The organism is Bradyrhizobium sp. AUGA SZCCT0177 (assembly GCF_018130125.1).
Classification (GTDB): domain Bacteria; phylum Pseudomonadota; class Alphaproteobacteria; order Rhizobiales; family Xanthobacteraceae; genus Bradyrhizobium.
Genome location: NZ_JAFCMA010000050.1, coordinates 17519 through 42802, shown reverse-complemented (window position 1 = coordinate 42802; position 25284 = coordinate 17519). Strand labels below are relative to the sequence as shown.

The 25284-nt window shown below is 63.7% G+C and carries 20 protein-coding genes and 1 pseudogene; 11 read left to right on the top strand and 10 right to left on the bottom strand.

Annotation, left to right across the window (positions count from 1 at the left end):
• Positions 1 to 316: 316 nt before the first annotated feature.
• Positions 317 to 715, bottom strand: a complete 399-nt coding sequence (locus JQ597_RS35240; protein ID WP_212269998.1) for an MAPEG family protein — start codon at positions 713 to 715, stop codon at positions 317 to 319.
• A gap of 88 nt (positions 716 to 803) precedes the next feature.
• On the opposite strand from JQ597_RS35240, the gene hemH reads away from it, so the two are divergent.
• The 3 genes from hemH to JQ597_RS35225 all read left to right on the top strand — a co-directional run bounded on the left by hemH (position 804) and on the right by JQ597_RS35225 (position 3664).
• A complete protein-coding gene (hemH, locus tag JQ597_RS35235) occupies positions 804 to 1841 on the top strand; it encodes a ferrochelatase (protein ID WP_212269997.1) in 1038 nt (345 codons plus the stop codon).
• 155 nt (positions 1842 to 1996) lie between these two features.
• The gene (locus JQ597_RS35230; RefSeq protein ID WP_212269996.1) at positions 1997 to 3007 is read left to right on the top strand and encodes an SPFH domain-containing protein; all 1011 of its coding nucleotides are present in this window, start codon (positions 1997 to 1999) and stop codon (positions 3005 to 3007) included.
• A 210-nt stretch (positions 3008 to 3217) separates the two neighbouring features.
• The gene (locus tag JQ597_RS35225; protein ID WP_212269995.1) at positions 3218 to 3664 is read left to right on the top strand and encodes an NfeD family protein; all 447 of its coding nucleotides are present in this window, start codon (positions 3218 to 3220) and stop codon (positions 3662 to 3664) included.
• Here the strand turns inward: JQ597_RS35225 and JQ597_RS35220 are convergent.
• Positions 3661 to 4002 carry a winged helix-turn-helix transcriptional regulator gene (locus JQ597_RS35220; RefSeq protein ID WP_212269994.1) on the bottom strand — a complete coding sequence of 114 codons (342 nt, stop codon included), beginning with the start codon at positions 4000 to 4002 and terminating at the stop codon, positions 3661 to 3663. The two genes, JQ597_RS35225 and JQ597_RS35220, sit on opposite strands and share 4 nt — an antisense overlap.
• A 73-nt stretch (positions 4003 to 4075) precedes the next feature.
• Here JQ597_RS35220 and JQ597_RS35215 point away from each other — a divergent pair, with 73 nt between their 5' ends.
• On the top strand, positions 4076 to 4627 hold the full coding sequence (locus JQ597_RS35215; protein ID WP_212269993.1) for a carboxymuconolactone decarboxylase family protein: 552 nt from the start codon (positions 4076 to 4078) through the stop codon (positions 4625 to 4627).
• 127 nt (positions 4628 to 4754) lie between these two features.
• Here JQ597_RS35215 and JQ597_RS35210 read toward each other — a convergent pair whose 3' ends face one another.
• A complete protein-coding gene (locus JQ597_RS35210) occupies positions 4755 to 5768 on the bottom strand; it encodes a KpsF/GutQ family sugar-phosphate isomerase (protein WP_212269992.1) in 1014 nt (337 codons plus the stop codon).
• A 192-nt stretch (positions 5769 to 5960) separates the two neighbouring features.
• On the opposite strand from JQ597_RS35210, the gene JQ597_RS35205 reads away from it, so the two are divergent.
• Together JQ597_RS35205 and JQ597_RS35200 are read left to right on the top strand one after the other, a co-directional pair.
• Entirely contained in the window at positions 5961 to 7673 is a 1713-nt protein-coding gene (locus tag JQ597_RS35205) for an outer membrane beta-barrel protein (protein ID WP_212269991.1), read from the top strand.
• A gap of 148 nt (positions 7674 to 7821) precedes the next feature.
• A complete protein-coding gene (locus JQ597_RS35200) occupies positions 7822 to 8160 on the top strand; it encodes a hypothetical protein (RefSeq protein WP_212269990.1) in 339 nt (112 codons plus the stop codon).
• A 98-nt stretch (positions 8161 to 8258) separates the two neighbouring features.
• Here the strand turns inward: JQ597_RS35200 and JQ597_RS35195 are convergent, their stop codons facing one another.
• Positions 8259 to 9728 (bottom strand): glutamate synthase subunit beta, encoded by a 1470-nt coding sequence (locus JQ597_RS35195; protein WP_212269989.1) that lies wholly within the window; start codon positions 9726 to 9728, stop codon positions 8259 to 8261.
• A 160-nt stretch (positions 9729 to 9888) separates the two neighbouring features.
• Positions 9889 to 14637, bottom strand: a complete 4749-nt coding sequence (gltB, locus tag JQ597_RS35190) for a glutamate synthase large subunit (protein WP_212269988.1) — start codon at positions 14635 to 14637, stop codon at positions 9889 to 9891.
• A gap of 486 nt (positions 14638 to 15123) precedes the next feature.
• Here gltB and JQ597_RS35185 point away from each other — a divergent pair, with 486 nt between their 5' ends.
• Complete coding sequence (locus JQ597_RS35185; protein ID WP_212269987.1) at positions 15124 to 15909, top strand: hypothetical protein; 786 nt, start codon at positions 15124 to 15126, stop codon at positions 15907 to 15909.
• A 139-nt stretch (positions 15910 to 16048) separates the two neighbouring features.
• On the opposite strand, the gene JQ597_RS35180 is transcribed toward JQ597_RS35185, so the two are convergent.
• Positions 16049 to 16822: an alpha/beta fold hydrolase gene (locus JQ597_RS35180; RefSeq protein ID WP_212269986.1), complete on the bottom strand. Its 774-nt coding sequence runs from the start codon at positions 16820 to 16822 to the stop codon at positions 16049 to 16051.
• A 284-nt stretch (positions 16823 to 17106) separates the two neighbouring features.
• The gene (locus JQ597_RS35175) at positions 17107 to 17577 is read right to left on the bottom strand and encodes an Hsp20 family protein (protein WP_212211474.1); all 471 of its coding nucleotides are present in this window, start codon (positions 17575 to 17577) and stop codon (positions 17107 to 17109) included.
• A gap of 245 nt (positions 17578 to 17822) precedes the next feature.
• Here JQ597_RS35175 and JQ597_RS35170 point away from each other — a divergent pair, with 245 nt between their 5' ends.
• Both JQ597_RS35170 and JQ597_RS35165 read left to right on the top strand, forming a co-directional pair.
• Positions 17823 to 18770, top strand: a complete 948-nt coding sequence (locus JQ597_RS35170; protein ID WP_212269985.1) for an alpha/beta fold hydrolase — start codon at positions 17823 to 17825, stop codon at positions 18768 to 18770.
• Between the two features lie 183 nt (positions 18771 to 18953).
• Entirely contained in the window at positions 18954 to 19946 is a 993-nt protein-coding gene (locus JQ597_RS35165) for an NAD-dependent epimerase/dehydratase family protein (protein WP_212269984.1), read from the top strand.
• A 41-nt stretch (positions 19947 to 19987) separates the two neighbouring features.
• Here the strand turns inward: JQ597_RS35165 and JQ597_RS35160 are convergent.
• Positions 19988 to 20608 (bottom strand): annotated as a pseudogene (locus JQ597_RS35160) (di-heme-cytochrome C peroxidase); the annotation flags it as partial.
• Positions 20609 to 20809: 201 nt separating this feature from the next.
• On the bottom strand, positions 20810 to 22609 hold the full coding sequence (locus JQ597_RS35155; protein ID WP_212269982.1) for an adenylate/guanylate cyclase domain-containing protein: 1800 nt from the start codon (positions 22607 to 22609) through the stop codon (positions 20810 to 20812).
• Positions 22610 to 22793: 184 nt separating this feature from the next.
• Here JQ597_RS35155 and JQ597_RS35150 point away from each other — a divergent pair, with 184 nt between their 5' ends.
• The gene (locus JQ597_RS35150) at positions 22794 to 23429 is read left to right on the top strand and encodes a LysE family translocator (protein ID WP_212270000.1); all 636 of its coding nucleotides are present in this window, start codon (positions 22794 to 22796) and stop codon (positions 23427 to 23429) included.
• Positions 23430 to 23532: 103 nt separating this feature from the next.
• Here JQ597_RS35150 and JQ597_RS35145 read toward each other — a convergent pair whose 3' ends face one another.
• Positions 23533 to 24285 (bottom strand): sulfite exporter TauE/SafE family protein, encoded by a 753-nt coding sequence (locus JQ597_RS35145; RefSeq protein WP_212269981.1) that lies wholly within the window; start codon positions 24283 to 24285, stop codon positions 23533 to 23535.
• A gap of 92 nt (positions 24286 to 24377) precedes the next feature.
• On the opposite strand from JQ597_RS35145, the gene JQ597_RS35140 reads away from it, so the two are divergent.
• A complete protein-coding gene (locus tag JQ597_RS35140; protein ID WP_212269980.1) occupies positions 24378 to 25271 on the top strand; it encodes a LysR family transcriptional regulator in 894 nt (297 codons plus the stop codon).
• Positions 25272 to 25284 lie beyond the last annotated feature (13 nt).

Genomic DNA, 25284 nt, shown 5'->3' with positions numbered 1-25284 from the left:
TCGTGTGCAGCCTACTTAGTGCTAACCGCACACGGGACCGCGGGTGCAGCGCGCACCCGGTCTTCCCTGCGCCCTCTTATTTCGAGGGCAAGGAAATTTCTGGCAAAGCTCGGGCGCAATGCGTCGCGAGAATGCAAAACTGCGTTTGGATGACGGTGCAGCTACAAACACCGCCGTCGTCCCGGCCTTGAGCCGGGACCCATACGCCGCGGCAGAGATGGTTGCGCACGATGGTCGATGGCTTTTTTCAACAACAGATGACCGGGGTTATGGGTCCCGGCTCAAGGCCGGGACGACGAGAGATTTGCGCATGACGCTACCCCGGCAAATACCCCTTGACCGCCGGCAGGAAGAAAATCGCGATGTTGATCGCAAAGCCGATGCTCCACAGGATCGAGCGCAGCGTCGGGCGGTTGCCCAGATAAGTGAAGACGTAGGCGATCCGCACGATCAGGAACAGCACCGCCAGTTCGTCGATCAAATGTTGCGGCCCGAGGCGAAACTCGGCCAGCAGCACCGCGACCGCGAAAAACGGAAAGGCCTCGATGCCGTTCTGATGGGCGCCGAGGGCGCGGGCGCGGATCGGATCCTCGTAGAAATCGGGGGCGCGGGGCCTCGCATTGTCGAAACGGCGAAACCCGATCCATTTGACCGAGGCGATCGTCAGCAGGTACAGCAGCAGCGTTCCGAAAACGCACCATTCGGCGACCGTCATGGTTCCTCCCGCCCGGGGCAAGACCTGAGCGTATCGAACCGATGGTTGTCTTGACAAGGATGGTGCAACGCGCGAAGCCACGGAAATCATGACCGTGGTCGTTCCCATAGGAAGTGCGAAGCCTGCGCCGGAAGCCAAGCCCGAGCGCGTCGGCGTGCTGCTGGTCAATCTCGGCACGCCCGATACCGCCGATACCAGGGGCGTGCGGGTCTACCTCAAGGAATTCCTCTCCGACCCGCGCGTGATCGAGGACCAGGGGCTGCGCTGGAAGCTGATCCTCAACGGCATCATTCTGCGCATCCGTCCCCGCCGCAAGGCGCGCGACTACCAGAAGATCTGGAACGTCGAGAAGAACGAATCCCCGCTGAAGACGATCACGCGCGCGCAGGCCGAAAAGCTGGCGGAGGCGATCGCAGACCATGACCACGTCGTGGTCGACTGGGCGATGCGTTACGGCAATCCGTCGATCCGCTCGCGCATCGATGCCCTGACCGCGCAAGGCTGCGACCGTCTCTTGGTCGTGCCGCTCTATCCGCAATATTCCGCCGCGACCTCGGCCACCGTGTGCGACGAGGTTTTTCGCGTGCTGGCCGGCATGCGCGCGCAGCCGATCTTGCGGGTGACGCCGCCCTACTATGACGACCCTGATTACATCGATGCGCTGGCGGCCTCGATCAACGCGCATCTGGCAACCTTGCCGTTCCAGCCCGAACTGATCGTCGCGTCGTTTCACGGCATGCCGCAAAGTTATGTCGACAAGGGCGATCCTTACCAGGCGCAGTGCATCGCAACAACCGACGCCCTGCGCCGGCGCATGGGCCTTGATGCGTCCAAACTCAAGCTTACATTCCAATCGCGCTTCGGCTTCGACGAATGGCTGCAGCCCTATACCGACAAGACCATCGCGCAGCTTGCGAAGGATGGCGTCAAGCGCATTGCCGTGGTGACCCCCGGCTTCTCCGCCGATTGCCTGGAGACGCTGGAAGAGATCGCGCAGGAAAACGCCGAAATTTTCAAACACAATGGCGGCGAGCAGTTCGCGGCGATCCCCTGCCTCAACGACTCCGAGCCCGGCATGGACGTGATCCGCCAGCTGGTGTTGCGCGAGCTTCAGGGCTGGATTTGATATTCCACTGTTCAAGCGCCATACATCTGGCGGGCGTCAAACGGCTCCCTACGTAACCATTGCTAGAGAACAGCCGGGCTGAACCGGCGGTGGCATCCGGCAGACATATGGACGACCGCGTCCGGCAACGGTCTTGCCGGTTTTGGAGGGAATTCATGACTGGTTTCGACATTTTCGCGATTGCGTTTTTGCTGCTGGTCATTGTGACCCTGTTCGCCGGCGTCAAGACGGTGCCGCAAGGCTATGACTGGACCATCGAACGGTTCGGCAAATACACCCGCACGCTGTCGCCGGGGTTGAACATCATCGTTCCCTATTTTGACCGCGTCGGCCGCAAGATGAACATGATGGAGCAGGTGATCAGCATTCCCGAGCAGGAGGTGATCACCAAGGACAACGCCACCGTGACGGTGGACGGCGTCGCGTTCTATCAGGTGTTCGATGCCGCCAAGGCCAGCTACGAAGTATCCAATCTCGATCAGGCGATTATCGTGCTGACGATGACCAACATCCGCTCGGTGATGGGCGCGATGGACCTCGACCAGGTGCTGTCGCACCGCGACGAGATCAACGAGCGGCTGCTGCGCGTGGTCGACGCCGCGGTGTCGCCGTGGGGGCTGAAGGTCAACCGCATCGAGATCAAGGACATCGTGCCGCCGGCCGACCTCGTCGAAGCGATGGGCCGGCAGATGAAGGCCGAGCGCGTCAAGCGCGCCGACATTTTGCAGGCGGAAGGCCAGCGGCAGTCGGAGATCCTGCGTGCCGAGGGCGCCAAGCAGGGCCAGATCCTGCAGGCCGAAGGCCGCAAGGAAGCCGCCTTCCGCGACGCCGAGGCGCGCGAACGTTCGGCGGAGGCTGAAGCCAAGGCGACGCAGATGGTGTCCGAGGCCATCTCCAAGGGCGACGTTGCCGCGCTGAATTACTTCATCGCCGATAAATACATCAAGGCGTTCGGGCAACTGGCCGAATCGCCGAACCAGAAGATCCTCATGCTGCCGATCGAGGCCACCAGCATTCTGGGCTCGCTCGCCGGCATCGGCGAGATCGCCAAGGCGACCTTCGGTGACGCCGCTACCTCGGCAGCAGCCGCGCGGCGCGGTTCGGTGCCATCAACCGGTCCCGCCACGCCGCCACCGCCGCCGCCGCCGTTCTCGCCGCAGCGGTAAGAGATTGGTGTGATGATGAGCAGGCTGGCACATGTCTGCTCCCTCTCCCGCTTGCGGGGGAGGGTTGGGGTGGGGGCTCTCTCCGCGATAAGACTCGTGGAGAGAGCCCCCACCCGCCTCGCGTTGCTCGGCACCCTCCCCCGCAAGCGGGAGAGGGAGCGCACCGCCGGTGTGTTGATGAATTGTACGAGATACTAGAGAGGTCGTGTCATGGCCGACATATTTGCTACCCTGGGCACCTGGAACTGGCTGATCTTCGGCTTCATCCTGATGGCGCTGGAATTGCTGGCGCCGGGTGTCTTCCTGTTCTGGCTTGGGCTTTCCTCGCTGATGGTCGGCCTGGTGTCGTTTGCTATCAATCCATCGTGGCAGACGCAGCTTTTGATGTTCGCGTTGTTCGCGGCAGCGGCGGTGCCGGCGTGGCGGCATTTTGCGAAGAGCGCCGGCAGCAGCAGCCAGAGCAACCCGTTCCTCAACCGGCGGACCGAAGCGATGATCGGCCGGGAGTTCACGCTGGAAAAACCGATCGTCGACGGCACAGGCACGGTGCGGATCGACGACACGATCTGGCGCGTCGCCGGCCCCGATGCGCCGGCCGGCAGCCGTGTCAAAGTCGTGCAAGCCGATGGCGCCAGCCTGACGGTGGCGGTGGCCTAGTCTGTCGTTTGCTTGCTCCACCGCTCCGCAAAGCGGTGGAGAGGAAGGAAGGTTTCGTTCAAGTCCCGGCCGAGCCCGGTCGGGCCATAGCCATCGCCCGGCAGCAGTTCGATCAGGCCGGCCTCGCGCAGTTCGGAGAGCCGGGTCTGCATCACAGTCGGCGAGGCCTCGTCGCAGGCGGTACGCAGCGCGCGCGAGGTCAGCGGTCCCTCGCGCAATTCCCAGAGGATGCGCAAGGTCCAGCGGCGGCCCAGCAGATCGAGCAGCGCCATGATCGGCCGGCCGGTCCGCGAGCCGCGGACGGCGCGTTTCTTCATGGCAGGGGTCTGTTTCGACATCGGAAAGCCTCTTGCAAGATGCTACAGATATTGTAGCGATGTGCTACATTTATTGTAGCAAAGGAGTGGGCCGATGTCACGATCCGCGCCCCGCATCGCGCCGTTGCAGCCGCCTTATCCACCCGAGATTCAGCAACAATTCGACCGCATCATGCGCGGCGCGCCGCCGCTGGTGCTGTTCCGGGTGATGGCCGGCCAGCCCCGCGCCTGGGAGAAATTTCGCGCCGGCAGCCTGCTGGATCGCGGTCCGCTCAGCTTGCGAGAGCGCGAGATCGTGATCGACCGCACCTGCGCGCGGACCGGCTGCGAATACGAATGGGGCGTGCATATCGCGGCGTTCGCGGAAGCCGCCCACCTGACCGCCGAACAGATCCGCGCCACCGTGCTCGGCGATGCCAAGGCCGTCTGCTGGTCGGAAGCCGAACAGGTATTGATCGCAACCGTCGATGCCCTGCACGAGCGCGCGACGCTTGATGAGGCCGAGTTCAAGGCCCTGTCGGCGCATTATGACGACGCGAAAATTGTCGAGATCATCCAGCTCTGCGGCTTCTATCGCACGGTGTCATATCTGGCCAATGCGCTGGCATTGCCGCTGGAGGAGACGGCGGCGAGATTTCCGAAGTGAGATGTCGTCCCGGCGAAGGCCGGGACCCATACTCCGCGGCGCTCATTGCTAAAGAAGGTATCTGACGCCAGCGCTCTCACCGATAGGCCGCGGCGTATGGGTCCCGGCTCAAGGCCGGGACGACAGATCAAGCCACGCCCGCGCGCAGCAAATCATGCAGATGCACGATGCCGACCGGCTTGCTGGCATCGGTCACGATCAATGCGGTGATCTTCGAGGAATTGAGGATCTCCAGCGCCTCGCCTGCGAGCAGGTCGCGGCCGATGGTCTTCGGATTCTTCGTCATCACCTCGTCGACGGTGGCGGTCATCAAATCGGGGCGCATGTGGCGGCGCAGATCGCCGTCGGTGACGATGCCGACAATGTGGCCGCGGGCATCAGTGATACCAACGCAGCCAAAGCCCTTCGACGACATCTCGACCAGCGCATCCGACATTTTGGTGCCGAGCGGCTTCAGCGGCACCGCGTCGCCTGAATGCATGAGGTCGCGGGTGTATTTCAACAGCGCGCCCAGCTTGCCGCCGGGATGCAGCACGCTGAAATCGACCGAGGTGAAGCCACGGCCTTCGAGCAGCGCGATCGCCAGCGCGTCGCCGAGCGCCAGCATCATCAGCGAGGAGGTGGTCGGCGCCAGATTATGCGGGCAGGCCTCGCGCGCCTTCGGCAAGGTCAGCGCGACGTCGGCGGCCTTGCTCAGCGTCGATTCCCGGTCCGCGGTCATCGCGATCAGGGGAATGCTGAACCGGGTGGCGTAGGTGATGAGATTCTTCATCTCCGGCTGCTCGCCGGACCATGACAGCGCCAGGATGACGTCGTCGGCGGTGATCATGCCGAGATCGCCGTGGCTGGCCTCCGCGGCATGGACGAAGAATGCCGGTGTGCCGGTGGAGGCAAAGGTCGCCGCGATCTTGCGGCCGATATGGCCCGACTTGCCGAGCCCGGTCACGATCAGCCGCCCCTTGGCGTTGCCGATGCGATCGACGGCCGCAGCGAACGGCGCGCGGAGGTCGGACTGCAGCGCCGCCGTGATGGCGGCGATGCCGCCGGCCTCAACATCGAGCGTGCGCAGGGCCGACTCGATGGCGGCGTTGGCATGATCGGTGCCGGATGATTTTGCCATCAGCGGTTTCGGCTTGGCCATGTCTCAAGTCCAGGGAGGAGGGGCAAAGCCCCGGACCCCTCCTTAGCATGGCCCAACCGGCGAAGCGACGCGGGCCGCCGGCTCTCAACGGGTCATTAACCATAATTGTTTTAACTCCATTAACGACGTTTTCCCCGCGCGCTCGGAGTGCGTCGAATAAGTATCTGACGTTGTTGGAGTATTTTGATCGTGATGGCAGGTCCAGTAAGGGGCCAAAGCAGGCGCGCGACAGCTTTCCGCGCGGTATTGCCATGCCTTGCGCTGATCGTCCTGACCGGCACCATTGCGCAGGCCCAGACCGTCACGCCCGACCTGTTCAGCCCGACCCGCAGCAGCCAGCTGATGCCGGTGGATTCGCCGCTGCGCCGGACCAATGCCGAGGCCAACGATAAAACCAGCGACGACGCCAACGACGCTCGGGTTCGCGACAAGGAGAAGCCCGCGCCGTCGCGCATCGGGGCGATCCCGCGCTATGGCCTGCCCGCCGCAAGCGGCGCTTCCAGCTCCGGTTACGACTCGCTCAACCGCAAGCTTCAGAAGCCGAAATATTATCCGGGACAGGTCCGGCCGAAGCCGCCGCCGGGACCGGGCAGCCGGCCGCCGCTGCTGTCGAACACGCCGCTGCGGCTTTCGATTCCGCCGTCGCAGACCGCGAACAAGGCCCCGATCCCGCCGGCGATGGCCGGCACGGTGGTGGGGCAACCCGCACGCAAGCGCCTGAAGGTCGATGACGATCCGTTCGGCGCGGTCGGCGATTACGCCGGCAGCTTCCTGATCAAATCGGCGGTCGAACTCTCGGGCGGCTATAACACCAACCCGCGCCGCACCGTCGATGAGAAGGGCTCGCCGTTCTATATGATCGCGCCGGAACTGCTCGTCATGTCCGACTGGGAACGCCACGCGGTGGTCGCGGATCTGCGCGGATCCTTCACCGGCTATGGCAACACCTTTCCGCCGCCGACCGACGGCACGATTTCGCCGGCGCCGGTCGTGATCGATCGGCCGGATTTCACCGGTCATGTCGACGGCCGTCTCGACGTCTCGCGCGACACGCGGCTGCTCGCGCAGGCGCGGCTGCGTCTCGCCACCGACAATCCGGGCAGCCCGAACATCCAGGCCGGCCTGCAAAGGTACCCGGTCTATGCGACGTTCGGCGGCACCTTCGGCTTCGACCAGAATTTCAACCGCCTGCAGGTTTCCGGCGGCGCCACCGTCGACCGCACCGCCTATACCTATTCCAAGCTCACCGACGGCACCTCGACCAGCAACGACGACCGCAACTTCAACCAGTTCGGCGGCGTCGGCCGCGTCAGCTACGATCTGATGCCGGGCTTGAAGCCGTTCGTGGAAGCGCAGGCCGACAGCCGCGTGCACGATCTGAGGCTGGACCGCAGCGGCTTCGCGCGCGATTCCACCGGCGGCTACGTCAAGGGCGGCACCAGCTTCGAATTCTCGCGGCTGCTGACCGGCGAAATCGCGGTCGGCTACGCCGCGCGCGATTATGTCGACAGCCGCCTCAACCGCCTCGAAGGCCTCTTGACCTCGGCTTCATTGACCTGGACGGCGACACCGCTGACCACGGCCAAATTCTATTCCGACACCACGATCACCGAGACCACGCTGCCCGGCGTATCCGGCGTGCTGACGCACATCTACACCGTTGAAGTCGATCATGATTTCCGCCGCTGGCTGACCGCGATCGGCAAGTTCACCTGGGGCACGCTCGACTACCAGGGCGACAACCGCAAGGACAAGATCTACACGGTGTCTGGTGACCTCATCTACAAGATGAACCGCAATCTCTGGGTCAAGGGCACGGTCCGCCGCGATTGGCTGGATTCAAACCTCCCCGGCAACAGCACCGCCGCCACCGTCGTCATGCTCGGCGTGCGCCTGCAGCACTGAACCTTCATCGCCTCGCTTGTGTGCTGAAGGTAAGGTGAGGGAATTGTGACACACCCCTAAACGGGTACGTGACGGGTATCACACCCACTATTGCTTGACCGCGGACCAAAGCGGCCCCAATCTGGCGCTCCTTACAGAAGGAGTTTCAATGGCCCAGGGCAAAACTGCCTCTCGCAGCATTTTATCACGTACTTTGGCTACGATTATTCTCGTTGGCATCTATTGTTTCAGCATCGTCGGTGTGACGGCGCTGATGGTTGGAGGATCGACAACGGCGGCGTACGCGCAGCGCGGTGGTCGTGGCGGCGGAGGCCGTGGTGGCGGCGGTCGCGGCGGCGGACGCGGCCGTGGCGTCGGTCGTGGTGTTGGCCGCGGCGGCGGTTATTACCGCGGTGGCGGACGCGGCTATGGTCGCGGCTACGGTTATGGCGGCGGCTACTACGCGCCTTCCTGCTACTGGGCTGGTCCCGTGCGGATCTGTCCGTAAGTCCAGCGTTCCGCAGGACTGATATCTACAAGAATGGTGCAGTGCGCTCCGGCGCCCTGCACCATTTTTGTTTTGCCGTTCAATTGCGACCGCCCCGCTTACCGCGGCAGCGTGGTCGATCCCATCAGATACTGGTCGATGGCGCGGGCGCAGAGGCGGCCCTCGCGGATCGCCCATACCACCAGCGACTGGCCACGGCGCATGTCGCCGGCGGAGAACACGTTCGGCACTGACGTCTGGTAGTCGGTCAGGTTGGCGCGGACGTTGCCGCGCTGGTCGAGATCGACGCCGAGCGTCTTCAGCATGCCGTCATGGACCGGATGCACAAAACCCATCGCCAGCAGCACCAGTTGCGCGTCGAGTTCGAATTCGGTGCCGGCGATCGGCTGGAATTTTTCGTTGACCTGCACGCAATGCAGCTTCTGCACCTTGCCGTCGTGGCCTGAGAATTTCTGCGTCAGCACCGCGAATTCGCGGCGGGCGCCTTCGGCCTGGCTCGACGAGGTCCGCATTTTCAACGGCCAGTTCGGCCAGGTCAGGCCCTTGTCTTCGTGCTCGGGCGGCGCCGGCATGATTTCGAGCTGGGTCACGGACTTCGCGCCCTGCCGGAACGACGTGCCGATACAGTCCGAACCGGTGTCGCCACCGCCGATCACGACCACATGCTTGCCGCCGGCGAGGATGTCCGCGGCCGCCCCGAGCGGCTCGGACGAGACGCGGCGATTTTGTTGCGGCAGGAAATCCATCGCGAAGTGGATGCCGTCGAGGTCGCGGCCCGGGATCGGCAGATCGCGGCCGGCTTCGGCGCCGCCGGTCAGGGCCACCGCGTCGTATTGCCGGTGCAACTCGCGCGGATCGATCGCGGTTTGACCATTTCCTTGCGAAGTGCCGCCGACATGGACACCGTAGTGGAAGGTGACGCCCTCGGCTTCCATCTGCGCCACGCGGCGGTCGATGACGTGCTTTTCCATCTTGAAATCGGGAATGCCGTAGCGGAGCAGGCCGCCGGCCTTGGCGAATTTCTCGTAGACATGGACGTCATGGCCGGCGCGCGCGAGCTGCTGCGCGGCGGCAAGGCCCGCAGGCCCCGAACCAACGATCGCGACCTTCTTGCCGGTCTTGCTGGGGGCGATTTCCGGCTTCAGCCAGCCATTGTCCCATGCGCGGTCGACGATCGCGCATTCGATGGTCTTGATGGTGACCGGGTTGTCGTCGATGTTGAGCGTGCAGGAGGCCTCGCACGGCGCCGGGCAGATGCGGCCGGTGAACTCCGGGAAATTGTTCGTGGAGTGCAGATTGCGCGAGGCTTCTTCCCAATTGTCCTGATAGACGAGGTCGTTGAAATCAGGGATCTGGTTGTTGACCGGGCAGCCCGGCGTACCCGGCTGAACCGAGCCGGTGCCGTGGCAATAGGGAATGCCGCAATTCATGCAGCGCGCGGCCTGGTCGCGGGCGTCTTTCTCGCTCAGCGGAATGACGAATTCGCGATAGTGCTGCAAGCGGTCGGCGACGGGCGCATATTTGCGGTCGTGCCGGTCGATTTCCAGAAAACCTGTGATCTTGCCCATTAAACCCAACGTTCCTGCAACTTAAGCTTCGTCGTCTTCATCGTGCTCGTCATCCCCAGGGTGCGCGCTCTTGCGCGCCTCGAAGGATGAATTGTCGTCCCAGCCGTCCTTCGAGGCCCGAGCTTTGCTCGGGCACCTCGGGACGACGGCGTCGCCCAGTCTACGCCCCGATCGCGATTTTCGGCTCGGCGTCGGCGTTAGCCTTCAATTCCTTCAGCGCGCGGCGGTATTCCACCGGCATCACCTTACGGAATTTCGGCAGCCAGGTCTTCCAGTCGGCGAGGATCTCTTCGGCCCGCTTCGAGCCGGTCAGCTTGGCGTGGCGCGTGATCAGGACGTGCAGCCGCTCGACGTCGGAGTCGAGCAGGTTCTGGAACACGTCGACCCTGCCATGCGCTTCGAGATCGCCGGTGTGGTGATAGGTGTTCTGGTTGATCATTTCTTCCGAGAGCACCGGTTCAAGCTCGACCATCGCCATGTTGCACAGCTTGGCGAAGTCGCCGGCCTCGTCCAGCACATAGGCGATGCCGCCGGACATGCCGGCCGCGAAGTTGCGCCCGGTCTTGCCCAGCACCACGACGATGCCGCCGGTCATGTATTCGCAGCAATGGTCGCCGGCGCCTTCGACGACCGCGACCGCGCCGGAGTTGCGCACCGCGAAGCGCTCGCCTGCGATGCCGCGGAAATAGCATTCACCCTCGATCGCGCCATACATCACGGTGTTGCCGACGATGATGGACTCTTCCGGCACGATGCCGGAATTGCGCGGCGGCTTGACGATGATGCGACCGCCCGACAGGCCCTTGCCGACATAGTCGTTGCCTTCGCCTTCGAGCTCGAAGGTGACGCCGCGCGTCAGCCAGGCGCCGAACGCCTGGCCCGCGGTGCCCTTGAGGCTGACCTGGATAGTGTCGAGCGGCAGGCCGGCATGACCGTAGATCTTGGCCAGCGTGCCCGACAGCATCGCACCGGCCGAGCGGTCGGTGTTGTTGATCTCCTCGTCGATCTTCACCGGCGCGCCGCGGTCGATCGCGGCCTGCGCCTTTTCGATCAGGCGCCGGTCGAGAACGGCTTCCAGATGATGGTCCTGCCTCTCGGCGTGATAGATCTTCTGGCCGGGCTGTTCCTTCTGGCGCACGAACAGTTTTGAGAAGTCGAGGCCCTTGGCCTTCCAGTGCGCCACCAGCGTCGACTGGTCGAGCATCTGGGTCTGGCCGACCATCTCGTTGAAGGTGCGGTAGCCGAGGTGGGCCATGATCTCGCGGACTTCCTCGGCGACGAAGAAGAAGTAGTTGATGACGTGCTCGGGCTGGCCGGTGAAGCGCTTGCGCAGCACCGGATCCTGCGTCGCGACGCCGACCGGGCAGGTGTTGAGATGACACTTGCGCATCATGATGCAACCGGCCGCGATCAAGGGCGCGGTGGCAAAGCCGAATTCGTCGGCACCGAGCAGCGCGCCGATCACGACGTCACGTCCGGTGCGGAAGCCGCCGTCGACCTGGACCACGATGCGGCTGCGCAGCCGCTCGCGCACCAGCGTCTGGTGGGTTTCGGCAAGGCCGATTTCCCACGGAGAGCCTGCGTGCTTGATCGAGGTCAGCGGCGATGCGCCGGTGCCGCCCTCAAAACCTGCGATCGTCACATGGTCGGCGCGTGCCTTGGCGACGCCCGCGGCCACGGTGCCGACGCCGATTTCGGAGACCAGCTTGACCGAGACCTGACCGTCCGGATTGACGTTCTTGAGGTCGTAGATCAGCTGCGCCAGATCCTCGATCGAATAGATGTCGTGGTGCGGCGGCGGCGAGATCAGGCCGACGCCCGGCGTCGAATGCCGGACGCGCGCGATCACGGCGTCGACCTTGTGGCCGGGCAACTGGCCGCCTTCGCCGGGCTTGGCGCCCTGCGCCATCTTGATCTGCATCATGTCGGAGTTGACGAGGTACTCCGTCGTCACGCCGAACCGGCCGGAGGCGACCTGCTTGATCGCAGAACGCATCGAATCGCCGTTCGGCATCGGCTTGAAGCGATCGGCCTCTTCGCCGCCTTCGCCGGTGTTGGACTTGCCGCCGATCCGGTTCATCGCGATCGCCAATGTCGTGTGCGCCTCGCGCGAGATCGAGCCGAAGCTCATCGCGCCGGTGGCGAAGCGCTTGACGATGTCCTTGGCGGGCTCGACCTGGTCGAGCTTGATCGGCTTGCGCTTCTCGTCCTCGGCGGACTTGATCCGGAACAGGCCGCGCAGCGTCAATAGCCGCTCGGATTGCTCGTTGAGGATTTTGGCGAACGCCTTGTAGCGCTCCAGTGAATTGCCGCGCGCGGCATGCTGCAGCATCGAGACCGATTCAGCGGTCCAGGCGTGGTCCTCGCCGCGGGTGCGGTAGGCATATTCGCCGCCGACATCGAGCGCGGTCTTGTAGACCTGCGCGTCGCCGAACGCATCGCTGTGACGGCGGCAGGTCTCCTCGGCGATTTCGGCAAGACCCACGCCTTCGACCCGGGTGTGGGTGCCGGCGAAATACTTGGCGATAAATTCTGCCTTCAGGCCGACGGCGTCGAAAATCTGCGCGCCGCAATAGGACTGGTAGGTCGAGATGCCCATCTTGGACATCACCTTGAGCAGGCCCTTGCCGATCGACTTGATGTAGCGCTTGACGATCTCGTAATCGTCGAGCGAGCCGGGCAGGCGGTCCTTCATCGCGATGATGGTCTCGAACGCCAGATACGGGTTGATCGCTTCGGCGCCGTAGCCGGCGAGGCACGCAAAGTGATGCACTTCGCGCGGTTCACCGGATTCGACCACGAGGCCGACCGAGGTGCGCAGGCCGGTGCGGATCAGATGATGATGCACGGCGGCGCAGGCCAGCAGCGAGGGGATTGGAATCCGGTCCGAGCCCGCCATGCGGTCGGACAGGATGATAATGTTGACGCCTTCGCGCACCGCGCCTTCGGCGCGCGCGCAGAGTTCGTCGAGCACCTGTTCGAGGCCCGCCGCGCCGAAGCCGGCATGGAACGTCGTGTCGAGCGTGCGCGACTTGAAATGGCTGTCGGCAACGCTGGAAATCGAGCGGATCTTTTCCAGATCCGCGTCGGTCAGGATCGGCTGGCGCACTTCGAGACGCTTGGTCGAAGCGAGGCCCTGCAGGTCGAACAGGTTCGGCCGCGGCCCGATGATCGAGACCAGGCTCATCACCAGTTCTTCGCGGATCGGATCGATCGGCGGGTTGGTGACCTGCGCGAAGTTCTGCTTGAAGTAGGTGAACAGCGGCTTCGGCCGGTCCGACAGCGCCGAGATCGGCGTGTCGTTGCCCATCGAGCCCGCGGCCTCTTCGCCGGTCGAGGCCATCGGCGTCATCAGGATGGTGACGTCTTCCTGCGAATAGCCGAACGCCTGCTGCCGGTCGAGCAGCGGCAGGTTGGAGCGCATGCCCTTGCTCGAGGCGTCGGGCAATTCCTCGAGCTGGATCTGGGTGCGATGCAGCCAGTCGCTGTAGGGATGGCTCTTGGCCAGATCAGCCTTGATCTCGTCGTCGGGAATGAGGCGGCCCTGTTCGAGGTCGACCAGCAGCATCTTGCCGGGCTGCAGCCGCCACTTGGTGATGATCTGGTCCTCGGGGATCTTGAGCACGCCCATTTCGGACGCCATCACGATGCGATCGTCCTTGGTAACGAGATAGCGCGCCGGCCGCAGGCCGTTGCGGTCCAGCGTTGCGCCAATCTGGCGGCCGTCGGTGAAGGCGATCGCGGCGGGGCCGTCCCACGGCTCCATCATCGCGGCGTGATACTCGTAGAAGGCGCGGCGCGTCTCATCCATCAGGGGATTGCCGGCCCAGGCTTCCGGAATCATCATCATCACGGCGTGCGGCAGCGAGTAGCCGCCCTGCACCAGGAATTCGAGCGCGTTGTCGAAACAGGCGGTGTCGGATTGGCCCTCATAAGAAATCGGCCACAGCCTGGAGATATCCTTGCCGTACAGTTCCGAATGCACCGAGGCCTGCCGCGCCGCCATCCAGTTGACGTTGCCGCGCAGCGTGTTGATTTCGCCGTTATGGGCGATCATCCGGTAGGGATGCGCCAGCGACCAGGCCGGGAAGGTGTTGGTCGAGAAGCGCTGATGCACCAGCGCCAGCGCGCTCTCGAAATCCGGCTCGTGCAGATCGGGATAATACTTGCCGAGCTGGTCGGCGAGGAACATGCCCTTGTAGATCACGGTCCGGCACGACATCGAGACCGGGTAATAGCCGGCAAGGCCGCGATCGCGGCGCTGATAGATCGCCTGCGAGATCGACTTGCGCAGGATATAGAGCCGGCGCTCGAAATCATCCTCGGTCTTGGTCGCGCCGTTGCGGCCGATGAACACCTGCATGCAGGATGGCTCGGTCGGCTTGACGGTTTCGCCGAGCGAGGAATTGTCGGTCGGCACGTCGCGCCAGCCGAGCAGCTTCAGGCCTTCGTCCTTGATCTGGTCGGCAATGATGCTCTGGATGACTTTGCGCCACGCGGTCTCCTTCGGCAGGAACAGCGCACCGATGGCGTACTCGCCGGGCTTCGGCAGCTTGAAGCCGATCTCGGCCGCCTTGCGCGTGAAGAACGCGTGCGGGATCTGCACCAGGATGCCGGCGCCGTCGCCGGCGCGCGGGTCGGCGCCCACGGCGCCGCGATGTTCGAGGTTGCAGAGAATGTTGATCGCGTCGTCGACGATCTGATGCGACTTCCGGCCCTTGATGTTGGCGATGAAGCCGACGCCGCAGGAATCTTTTTCGAGGCTCGGATCGTAGAGCCCTTCAGCCGGCGGACGCCAGCTCCACTCGCGCTGAGGCTCGGTATGATACGCGTCGTCCGGTTTCGAGATAGCGGTCGCCGACAGCGTTTCTGTCACGATGTTTTCGCGCTCGAATTCCGACCCGCTCATCTTAGTCCTCTCAATCAGGTCAAGGGCCTTAACTGTCACCGGCGCACCTTGGGCGCTTGCGGCACCCACCGGGCCACCGCTCGTCCGCCGCGAGCCGAAATTTCCTAAATTCAGGCTTGGGCGTTCAACGTCCCTGAGGAACGGCCTTGCCTGTACTTGCCTGGAGCTCGAAGCCGCCAGCTTTCGTTGCAATCCCCGTGCCGGGAATGCCCACAATTGAGACAGTGATGCTGTCCTAACTCCCGACCATGCCAAATTTTTCTCTATCACACAAGCGCGTGAAAGTCCCTGCCTGCATGACTGATCCGTGCCTGTAGCCGTCGAAACACACTGTCCCGGCTTGCCGAAACATACTGCCCCGGTTTGGGGCAAACGCGCCGCGATCCGGCCCAAGGACCGCCGAATTTCACAATGAAGTTCGGTTCCGGGACGGCCGGGCAAGAGAGCGAACACGCTCCAGGCAGGGGCTAACAGGAGCAATGGATGATGAAGTTCTTCACAGGATGGGTTTTTGCGGCGGGGACGGTTCTCGCCACAACGGCCGCCCAGGCGCAGGTACCGGCGCCTTACGAGGCCGGACGCTCGCCCTATTATTCGGTATCCGACATTGGCGACCCCTATTATGCGCCGCCCCGTTATGCGCCGCCGCCGGCCTATGCCGGGCCGCGCTACGGTTACGGGCAGGGGCCGATGCTGCTGCCGCCGACCGAGGTCTACACAGTGGTGCGCGAGAGCGGATTTTCGCCGCTCGGCATCCCGCAGCAACGCGGCTTCGTTTACACGATTTCGGTGATCGACCGCGGCGGCGACGACGGCCGCCTGATCATCGACGCCCGCACCGGCCGGATTATCCGCTTCATACCGGCGCACCGGATGGGCGATAATTTCAACGACGATCTGACCATGAATTACGGCCCGCCCGGATCGCTGCCGCCGACCCATGCCAGGGGCGCGCCGCGGCCGCCGAAGCCGGCCCCGCAGGTCGCAAGCCACACCGTGCCGGTGCCGAAGCCGAGCCCGCTCGCCGTCGCCAAGCAGGCTACCGCCGAACCGGCAGCCAAAGCCGTGGCGGCCAGGCCGGCCGCCGCCGAGCCTGCGGCCAAACCCGCAGCCGCGGCAGAACCGGTGCAGCAATCGGCGGCAGCTCAGCCTAAATCGGCCGAAGCGCAAACAACGCCGGCCGCGGCCGTGACGACAGGTGCGGCCCAGGCCAAGCCGGTACCGCAGATCGCCCCGACCCAGGAGATGCCCAACGTGCAGGGGCTGGAGTAAAGAAGCTGTCATTCCGGGGCGAGGCGAAGCCTCGAGCCCGGAATCCATAACCACGATCGGGAGTATGGATTCCGGGCCTGCGCCAAGAGGCGCATCCCGGAATGACGAAGGAGTCGGGGAGCAACAACAGCCGCAGCACCTATTCCCTATGACCCGCCGCCGCGAGGATCAGGTCGGCGATCTCCTTCGGATGCGACACCAGCGACAGATGACCCGCGTCCAGTTCGACCGTGGTCGCGTTCATGCGCTTGGCCAGAAACCGCTCGAGGTCGGGATTGATGGTCTGGTCCTGCTTGGAGACCGCATACCATGACGGCTTGGAGTGCCAGGCGGCCACGGTGGTGCGTCCCGCAAACAGGGAAACGGCGGTCGGCTCCTGCACCGCGTAGAGCACCTCGGCCTTTTTCGGCGCCACGCCGTTGGCGAAATATTTCAGGAACGAATCCTCCGATAATTTGGTGAAGCCGTCATGTTCCCGGATCCCGGCGCGCACCGGCCCGGCCGGGAATTTTCCGGAGAGCGCGACAAAATCCTCGCCCGCATCGGGGCCGCGCGCGGCGACATAGACCAGCGCCGATACTTTCGGATCCGTTCCGGTCTCGCTGATCACGGTGCCGCCCCAGGAATGCGCGACCAGCACGGTCGGCCCGTCCTGCAGTGCCAGCGCGCGGCGGGTTGCGGCGACGGAATCGGCAAGCGACGTCAGCGGATTCTGTACGGCGGTGACCTTCAGCCCCGCGGCCTGCAGATAGGGGATGACTTCCGACCAGCTCGAGCCGTCCGCCCACGCCCCGTGCACCAGCACGACATTGCGCGCCACCGGCGCCGCCGCCTCGGCCTGCGCCGGGAGTGTGCCAAGCGATCCCGCAAATGCCGTGACCGCGAGCGCCGTTACCAGTTGAACCATCTTCATCGAACCTGCTCCGTGATTTTTTCAGCGTGATGCGCTGCCCATGATTGGAGTTTCGATGCGCGGGGCGTGACGTTACGGTGCTCACGGCAGTGTGAAATCACGAACATCGCGCACAAAAAACGCCCCGGTTTCCCGGGGCGTTCTCGCGTTCAGCCAATATCTGCTGAAAGCCTGATCGCGCTCATAGCGTTTTCGAGCGAAGTGGACACCGGTTCGCGTGAAGAAAACGCGTCAAAACGAGAATCTAGAGCTTCGGTTCTGATCCGATCAGAACCGAAAATGCTCTAGGCCGCGACCGCCGAGCTGTCGACGACCCGCGGGGTCTGGGAGCCGTTGCTGATCGGAATGCTGCGCGGCTTCTTGGCCTCGGGAATCTCGCGGACGAGATCGACGTGGAGCAGACCGTGCTCGAGCGAGGCGTTCTTGACCTGCACGAAATCGGCAAGCTGGAAGGCACGCTCGAAGGCGCGCGCCGCGATGCCGCGGTATAGCACTTCGGATTTGTCCTGGCCGTTCTCGTTGGCGGATTTCTCGCCCTTGATCGTCAGCGTGTTTTCCTTGGCGACGATCGAAAGCTCGCCTTGCGAGAAGCCGGAGACCGCAACGCTGATGCGGTAGGCGTTCTCACCGGTGCGCTCGATGTTGTAGGGGGGATAACCGGGGCTGCCGTCTGACGCTGCCTGGTCGAGCAGGGAGAAGAAGCGGTCGAAGCCGACGGTGGAACGATAAAACGGGGCGAGATCGTAGGTACGCATAGGGTAGTCCTCCATTGAGCGACTGTTGCAGTTAACCCGCCCGCCATCGGGCCGGGCTTTCGTCCATGTGCAGCCTCAGATTTCGACTCCGAAACACAGGGGTATTCGATTCCGAAACACTGGTAGCGGCCTGCACAGAAGTGATATGGGAGGGGCTGAACATCGTTCAAGAGGGGCCAAACCAGGTCCCTTTTTTGATACCCGCCTTGATTTCCAGCCCGTTTCACCTAGCCGGTTCCCTGTCCATGACGCTCGTCTCGATCCCTGCCAATCCGGTTCCGGAGGATGTCGTCAGCGGCACCATCAAGACGCCTGACGGCGCCGAACTGCGCTTTGCGCGCTGGGCACCGCCGGCGGGCCGCAAGGGTACCGTCTGCGTCTTCACCGGCCGCAGCGAGCAGATCGAGAAATATTTCGAGACGGTGCGCGACCTGCGCGATCGCGGCTTTGCCGTGGCGATGATCGACTGGCGCGGCCAGGGTCATTCCTCGCGGCGCTTGCGCGATCCACGCAAGGGTTATGTCCGCGATTTCTCCGATTTCGAAATCGACGTCGAAACCTTCGTGCAGCAGGTGGTGCTGCCCGATTGCCCGCCGCCCTATTTCGCGCTGGCGCATTCGATGGGCGGTGCCGTGATGCTGCGCGTCGCGCATGCGGGAAAACGCTGGTTCGACCGCATGGTGCTGTCGGCGCCGATGATCGATCTGCCGGGAAGCCGGACCTCATTTGCGGCGCGCACAATGTTGCGAGTGCTGCGGCTCGCAGGTCAGGGCGGCCGTTACGTGCCTGGAGGCAGCGACGCGCTGACCGGCACCGAATCCTTCATCAACAATCCCTTCACCAGCGATCCCGTGCGCTTTGCCCGCAACGCCGCGATCCTGGAAGAAGACCCGACGCTGGGCATCGGCTCGCCGACGGTGGCCTGGGCCGACACGGCGTTTCGCGCGATCCACGGTTTTCGCGCGTCGAACTACCCTTCCGAAATCCGCCAGCCGATCCTGATGCTGGCCGCCAGCAGCGACACCATCGTCTCGACCGCGGCAATCGAGGAATTCGCCTATCATTTGCGCGCCGGCTCGCATTTGGTAATCGCCGGGTCCAAGCACGAGATCCTGCAGGAGCAGGACCGCTACCGCTCGCAATTCTGGGCCGCGTTCGACGCCTTCGTACCGGGCACGCCGCTGTTCAAGTGATCAAATCCGAATAGATGCGAGTTTGAAAGGTTCTCGATAGCGATGGCATCGAGGATGACCAAATCGGCTCGGTTGAAAGTGCGGTCCCAACTACCAGGTGTGGTAGGCTCAAGTCCCGATTACGTCTCCGTTAAGTCGCGCCGGAGGAATGTGATCGCGTTGGCGATAGGGGGAGGCAGTTTCATGCGTCTGTTGATTCTGGGCGGGAGCCAGTTTCTTGGGCGCGCGATTGCGGATCATGCTTGCGCTGCCGGACATGACGTGACGTGCGCCGCACGGGGGCTTGCGGGTCCGATTGCGCCCGGCGCGAAATTTGTTGCCGTCGACCGCGACGTTTCAAATGGTCTTGAGCCGCTTGCGCGCCAGGAGTTCGATGCTGTCGTGGATGTATCACGTCACCCGGGCCAGGTACGCCGCGCGGTCGCCGCACTCAAGCAGCAGACCGGGCACTGGACCTTCGTCTCGACAGTAAGCGTTTATGCGGACAATCGCACTCCCGGGCAGCATGCGGACACGGCCCCACTGCGGGCACCCACCGCCCCGGAGGTCGAGTATAGTAGTGAAGAAATCTATGGTGCTGCGAAAGTCGCATGCGAGCAGGCCGTAGGCGAAAGCGCCTTCATTTGTCGGGCGGGTCTTATTGTCGGGCCGGAGGATCCGACGGGTCGTTTCACTTATTGGCCAGCGCGGCTTGCCCGCGGAGGCGAAGTGCTTGCGCCCGGGACACCGGAGGACACCGTTCAGTTCATCGACGTGCGCGACCTTGCCCAATGGATCGTTCATGCCGCGGAAGCCCGCCTGATTGGTATCTATGACGGAATTGGGCCAACGCGCACCCGCGGCGAACTGCTGGCTGAGTGCGCGGCGGCACTGGGTTCATCCTGTACGTTTACGTGGGTAAATCGTGCCTTCCTGGAGCAGCACGACGTCAGACGTTGGGCGGGTCCTCGATCACTCCCTTTGTGGCTCCCTTTGCCGGACTTTGCCGGCTTTGCTACGCGCGACACGACGCCGGCGCGTCATGCCGGCCTCACCTTGCGGCCTCTTGCAGAGACCGCGCGTGACACGCTTGGCTGGCTGTGCACCACCAACGGCACAGTCGTCGGCTTAACCGTCGATGAAGAAAGGGAAGTGCTTGCCGCATGGCATGCGAGGGGCCAGCATCCTGGCAACTGACGACGACGTGATCAATTCTATGACTGCACGGCCTGGCCGGCTGGCGCCGGCAGCCGGTCGGTGATGCGCTTGGGTAGCTTCCGCTCGACGAACAACGTGCGGACGTCGGCGACGCTGAGGTAGCGCGCCTCGCCGTCACCCTTGCCGAGAATGTCGAGCAGGACCGGCCATTCGCCCTTCATCATGATCGGATAGGTCCAGCGCGCCTTATCGCCGTCGCGCTTCAGATTGTCCGCCATGAAGGTCTCGATCTGCTTGGCGTTCAGCCCGGGCTCGGTGCCGCCATCGGGATTACGGTATTCCTGGCCGAAGCTCGCGAAGCGTTCGATCTGCTCCAGATTGACCTGTCCATCCACTTCGAGGATGCGAGAGCCGGCGCCATGCTTGTCGAGCGGGCCGTTGCGCAATTCATCGAGAATTGCGCCTGATGTCACGCTCCTCAAGGGGTGGCCGTTTGCGATCATCGCAATTCCGTAGGTGAGCACCTTCGCCCGGATCAAACCCATTCCCGTTTTGCCGCTCGCCAGCCCGATGTCTTCGGTCAGCGTGCCGAGCGGCACGATGTGGCCGTCGACATAGCCGTTCGCGACCAGCGCGCGCAGGAACGGGCAGGGATTATTCGGAGAGACGGCGATCTGCGTGGCCGGTGCTTGGTCTGGCATGGATCCAATCCTGAAAAGGCAGCGAATATGAAAAAGACAATCGGCCTTGGTCTGAAGGGGGATGGATTCGAAAAGCGAATCCGCCGGTCGTGTACTACTTCAGGCTGCAAACGATTTTCGCCGGATTCGAAGCCGTGTCAACCAGAGGCCGAAGACGTGGCCGGCCGGGATGACAATTTGGCGCAAAGGTACGCGGCCTCTTCAGGAATCGGCGGCAAGCTTCGGCGCGGACTCGACGAGCGTCAATCTGGTGGAGGGAACGCCGGCCTTCAGCAGGCCGTCACGGTAATGGGCGATGTCGTCAGGCCGTTTCCAATGGAAATTGCTCAAATGGCGTTCGACGGTAAAGGTCGGATAATTGTGCAGCAGGACCTCGGTGGCGTTGGCTGCTTCCTCGGCGCGCCCGAGCTGGGCGAGCGAGGCCGCCCGGATCGCGAGCGCCTGAAGATGATTGGGATTGAGATACAGCTGTTCGCGCGCCCAGGACAGCGAGGCGTCATATTGCCCGATAAGGTAATGGCTGAACGCATTCACGCCCGCCCATTGATATCGGGGGTCGGAATTGCCGCGCTGCGCCGCCATTGAAATCAGTTCGATGGCCTTCCGATGTTCGCCCGCGTAAAAATAACAAAAGCCAAGAACGCCGCGGGCGCCCATGTCGTAGGGGTTCAGCCCGACCGCCCGGTTCGCGGCATCCATGGAGACCTCGTGATGTCCTTCCAGGGCGTGCAGATAAGCGACAATCTGGAAGGCAAAGGACGAGCGCGGATCAAGCCTGACGCTGCTCTCGGCGAGATCCATCGCCGTGGTCCACAATTCGCGCGTGCTCTTGATCCATCCGAACTGGATGCTCTGCATCATGATGGTGGCGAGATAGGCGCGGGCGATCGACAGCGTCGGATCGAGCGCGATCGCCTCCCTGAACAGGCCGATCGAGGTTTCGAAATCGGCCTTGGTCTGCAGGTAATAATAGGAAAGCCCTTTGAGGAAGCGGTCCCATGCGGTCAGGTCGTTCGACGACGGCCGGGGAGGGGCGGAAGCCTCGGCCCGGTAGATCTCGGCCGCGATCGCCGCCGACAGGCTGGTGGTGATCTCGTCCTGCATCGCGAACAGGTCGCCCATGTCACGGTCGTAGCGGCCGGTCCATAATTGCTCGCCGTTCTCGGGCGCGATCAGCTCGGCGGTGACGCGGATCTTGCTGGCGGCGCGGCGCACCGAGCCCTGGATCAGGTAACTCGCGTCGATCTCGCGGGCGATCAGGCGGGTGCTCAGGTTCTTGCCCTTGAAGGAGAACGTCGAATTGCGGCTCAGGACCCGGTAGAACGATTGCAGCGACAATGCGTGGATCAGGTCCTCGGTGAGGCCGTCGGAGAAATACTCGTCGGCGCTCTCGCTCAAATTGGCAAACGGCAGCACGCCGACGATCGCGGTCCGGTATTGCGCAGGCAGGTTCGCAGGATCCCTCGCCTCGCGGCTGCGGTGGTCCGCGCCTTCAGGCTCCCAGGTCCAGACGCTGACCGGCTCCTCGATGTTCTTGAAGCGATGCGGACCGGCATCGACCAGGGGAACGCTGAGACGCTTGCCGGCCTCGCCATAGGCCTTACCCGACACCGCCACGCCACCCGGGGCGGCCACCGATTCGAGCCGGACGGCGATGTTCACGTCGTCGCCGAACACCTCGTCCTCGTCGGCCATCACGTCACCCATATGGATGCCCATACGGAATTGCATCACGCGGTCGGTGGGCAAATGATGGTTTCGTTCGGCCATCATCATCTGCATCGCGACCGCGGCCTCGATGGCGCCGACGATGCTGGGAAACTCCAGCAGGAAGCCATCGCCGGTGTTCTTCACCAGACGGCCGCCATGATTGAGGATGATCGGGTAGATCGCGGTCCGGTGAGCCTTGAAAGTGGCGTGCGTACCCGCCTCGTCGGCTCCCATCATGCGGGAATAGCCGGCGACATCAGCGCAAACGATGGCGGCTAGCCGTCTTTCCATGTATCCCCAAAACTCCCGCACTTGCATACCACTATGTGGTTGGCCAAGCGATTCCAATGATTATTAAATACGCTGTATCTGGCGGAAGGCCGATCCAGAAGTGATAGTAACGCAATCCAATTGTGATTGGCATGCGCTGGACCAATGGATTGTCACGAGGGAACTGGTCAAAATCATGGGCGAGCTGCTCGGCATAAACGAACTCTGGTTGTTCATCCTCTCGGGGGTGCTGCTCAACGTCACGCCGGGGCCTGATACCGCCTACATCATCGGCCGCAGCATCCAGTTGGGGTGGCGCGGCGGGGCGGCGGCCGCGCTCGGCATCAGCTGCGGCTGCCTGGTTCACGTGTTCGGGGCCGCGATTGGGCTGTCGGCGCTGTTGCTGACGTCGGCGGCCGCATTCACCGTCCTGAAGCTGGTTGGCGCGGCCTACCTGGTGTTCACCGGCATCCAGATGCTGCTGTCGCGCCAGAGTCCGGTCGCCGACATAGCCGTGCAGGACGATGCCACCCCGCTACGCCGGGTGTTCTGGCAGGGGGCCTTGACCAACGCGCTCAATCCCAAGGTGGCGCTGTTCTTCCTGGCGTTCCTGCCGCAATTCGTGGCCGCTGATTCGCCGCACAAGACGGCGGCCTTCCTGGCCCTCGGCCTGATCTTCATCTTCAACGGCACGCTGTGGTGCCTCGGTGTTGCGGCGTTCGCGTCGAAGGCCGCCGCCCGCATCCGGCACTCCGAGCGCGTGATCGCCTGGATCAACCGCGTGCTCGGCGGGATGTTCGTCTATCTCGGGTTTCGCGTCGCGATGCTGCAGACCCGCTGATCTACCCCATTTGGGTGAAGCGTCTTTCAAGCCAGTTCGCGTCAGGAAAACGCGTCAAAGCAAAAGACCTGGAATCTGGTTCTGATCCAGCCAGAACCGGGTTCTAGCCGTGAATTTTCAGAAACCCGCCGACGGCGAGATAGAGCCCGAGGAAAATCATCGCGATCAGGAACCAGCGGCGGAACACGTCCGGCTGCATCCGCGTGCGCACCGCCTGGCCGATGAACATGCCGGCAAAGGACGCCGCCATCGCCACCGCGCCCGGCAGCGCGGTTGCGGCCGTCAGGAGACCCGCCGCGGTGATGTTGAAGGCGAGCGCCACGGTAGCGACCGTGAAGAACACGCCGAGCGCCTGCACCAGTTCGTCCTTCTGCATGCCGATCGCCTGCATGAACGGCATTGACGGGATGACCTGAACGCCGGTCGCGGCCGAGATCACGCCGGTGACAAGGCCGACGATGCCGCCGATCCACTTCTCGTCGCGGTGCGCGACCTTGAAGCTGAATTTGCACAGGCCCACGATGGCATAGATCACCAGCAGCACGCCGAGGATGACGGTGCCATAGGCCGCATAGGGCCCGGTCAAGAGTCCGCCGTTGAGCCAGATGCCGATCACGGTGCCGACCATCAGCGGCCACAGCCGCCGCATGATGTCGCGCAAGTAAGGGCCGCCGAAGGTCTGCCAGATATTGGTGACGATCGCCGGAACGATCACGATCGCGATCGCCTGTCCGGGCGCCATCGTCAGCGCGAGCAGCCCCATCGACACCGTCGGCAGGCCGAGCCCGATGACGCCCTTGATGAAACCGGCGAGCAGGAACGCGGCCGCAATGAGAATGAGCATGGAATCGATCATGCGGCCACATTGACCGATCGCGCTATCCGGCACAATCTGGAGATTACGGAGACAGCATTCGGCCAGGCCGAAGGCAGATATCGGGATTCGTGATGCGCTTCGATCTGGTCGATCTACAACTCTTCATCGCCGTGGCCGAGACGCGCAGCATCACCAATGGCGCGAACCGCGTGCATCTGGCGCTGGCCTCGGCCAGCGCGCGCATCAAGGGCCTGGAAGCCGCGCTTGGCGTTTCACTGCTGCAGCGCGGCCGCCGCGGCGTCGAACTGACGCCGGCCGGCGAAAGCCTGCTCGATCATGCCCGCATCGTCATGCACAATGTGGACGCGATGCGCGGCGATCTCGCCGCATTCTCGCGCGGCGTCAAGGCCACTGTCCGCTTCCTCGCCAACACCTCAGGCCTGTCCGAATATCTGCCGAAGGCGCTGGCCGCGTTCCTGAGCCAGCATCCGCATATCTCGATCGACGTCGAGGAGCGCGAAAGCGCCGACATCGCGCGGGCCATCGCCAGCGGCGCTGCCGATCTCGGGCTCGCCGCCGAACATGCGCTGCCCGACGGCATCGAGCGGATCCCCTACAGCGAAGACCGCCTGGTGCTGGTCACCGCGCGCCAGGACGAACTGTCGAACCGGCGGCAGGTCGATTTTCGCGAGGTGGTGGAGCGGGATTTCGTCGGCCTGATCACCTCGAGCGCGCTGCACGCGCATGTCACCGGCCACGCCGCGCGGCTCGGCGCGCGCTTGCGGTTCCGCGCCCGGCTCAACAATTTCGATGCGATCGGGCAGATGGTCGCTGCCGGCATCGGCGTCGCCGTGATGCCTGAAGTGGCGGCCAAGCGCTGCGCGCGGTCGATGAAGATCAACGTCGTCAGGATCAGGGATCCCTGGGCCAACCGCAGGCTTGCGATCTGCGCCCGCAGTTTCAAGTCGCTGCCGAAGCCGGCGCAGCAACTGGTAGAACATCTGCGCAAGATGGCGCCGAAGTAATTTGGAGAAAGAA

Excerpts from the sequence above, each read along its gene's own strand:
- JQ597_RS35240 (WP_212269998.1), bottom strand. The coding sequence starts at position 715 with ATGACGGTCGCCGAATGGTGCGTTTTCGGAACGCTGCTGCTGTACCTG.
- hemH (WP_212269997.1), top strand. The coding sequence starts at position 804 with ATGACCGTGGTCGTTCCCATAGGAAGTGCGAAGCCTGCGCCGGAAGCC.
- JQ597_RS35230 (WP_212269996.1), top strand. The coding sequence starts at position 1,997 with ATGACTGGTTTCGACATTTTCGCGATTGCGTTTTTGCTGCTGGTCATT.
- JQ597_RS35225 (WP_212269995.1), top strand. The coding sequence starts at position 3,218 with ATGGCCGACATATTTGCTACCCTGGGCACCTGGAACTGGCTGATCTTC.
- JQ597_RS35220 (WP_212269994.1), bottom strand. The coding sequence starts at position 4,002 with ATGTCGAAACAGACCCCTGCCATGAAGAAACGCGCCGTCCGCGGCTCG.
- JQ597_RS35215 (WP_212269993.1), top strand. The coding sequence starts at position 4,076 with ATGTCACGATCCGCGCCCCGCATCGCGCCGTTGCAGCCGCCTTATCCA.
- JQ597_RS35210 (WP_212269992.1), bottom strand. The coding sequence starts at position 5,768 with ATGGCCAAGCCGAAACCGCTGATGGCAAAATCATCCGGCACCGATCAT.
- JQ597_RS35205 (WP_212269991.1), top strand. The coding sequence starts at position 5,961 with ATGGCAGGTCCAGTAAGGGGCCAAAGCAGGCGCGCGACAGCTTTCCGC.
- JQ597_RS35200 (WP_212269990.1), top strand. The coding sequence starts at position 7,822 with ATGGCCCAGGGCAAAACTGCCTCTCGCAGCATTTTATCACGTACTTTG.
- JQ597_RS35195 (WP_212269989.1), bottom strand. The coding sequence starts at position 9,728 with ATGGGCAAGATCACAGGTTTTCTGGAAATCGACCGGCACGACCGCAAA.
- gltB (WP_212269988.1), bottom strand. The coding sequence starts at position 14,637 with ATGAGCGGGTCGGAATTCGAGCGCGAAAACATCGTGACAGAAACGCTG.
- JQ597_RS35185 (WP_212269987.1), top strand. The coding sequence starts at position 15,124 with ATGAAGTTCTTCACAGGATGGGTTTTTGCGGCGGGGACGGTTCTCGCC.
- JQ597_RS35180 (WP_212269986.1), bottom strand. The coding sequence starts at position 16,822 with ATGAAGATGGTTCAACTGGTAACGGCGCTCGCGGTCACGGCATTTGCG.
- JQ597_RS35175 (WP_212211474.1), bottom strand. The coding sequence starts at position 17,577 with ATGCGTACCTACGATCTCGCCCCGTTTTATCGTTCCACCGTCGGCTTC.
- JQ597_RS35170 (WP_212269985.1), top strand. The coding sequence starts at position 17,823 with ATGACGCTCGTCTCGATCCCTGCCAATCCGGTTCCGGAGGATGTCGTC.
- JQ597_RS35165 (WP_212269984.1), top strand. The coding sequence starts at position 18,954 with ATGCGTCTGTTGATTCTGGGCGGGAGCCAGTTTCTTGGGCGCGCGATT.
- JQ597_RS35155 (WP_212269982.1), bottom strand. The coding sequence starts at position 22,609 with ATGGAAAGACGGCTAGCCGCCATCGTTTGCGCTGATGTCGCCGGCTAT.
- JQ597_RS35145 (WP_212269981.1), bottom strand. The coding sequence starts at position 24,285 with ATGATCGATTCCATGCTCATTCTCATTGCGGCCGCGTTCCTGCTCGCC.
- JQ597_RS35140 (WP_212269980.1), top strand. The coding sequence starts at position 24,378 with ATGCGCTTCGATCTGGTCGATCTACAACTCTTCATCGCCGTGGCCGAG.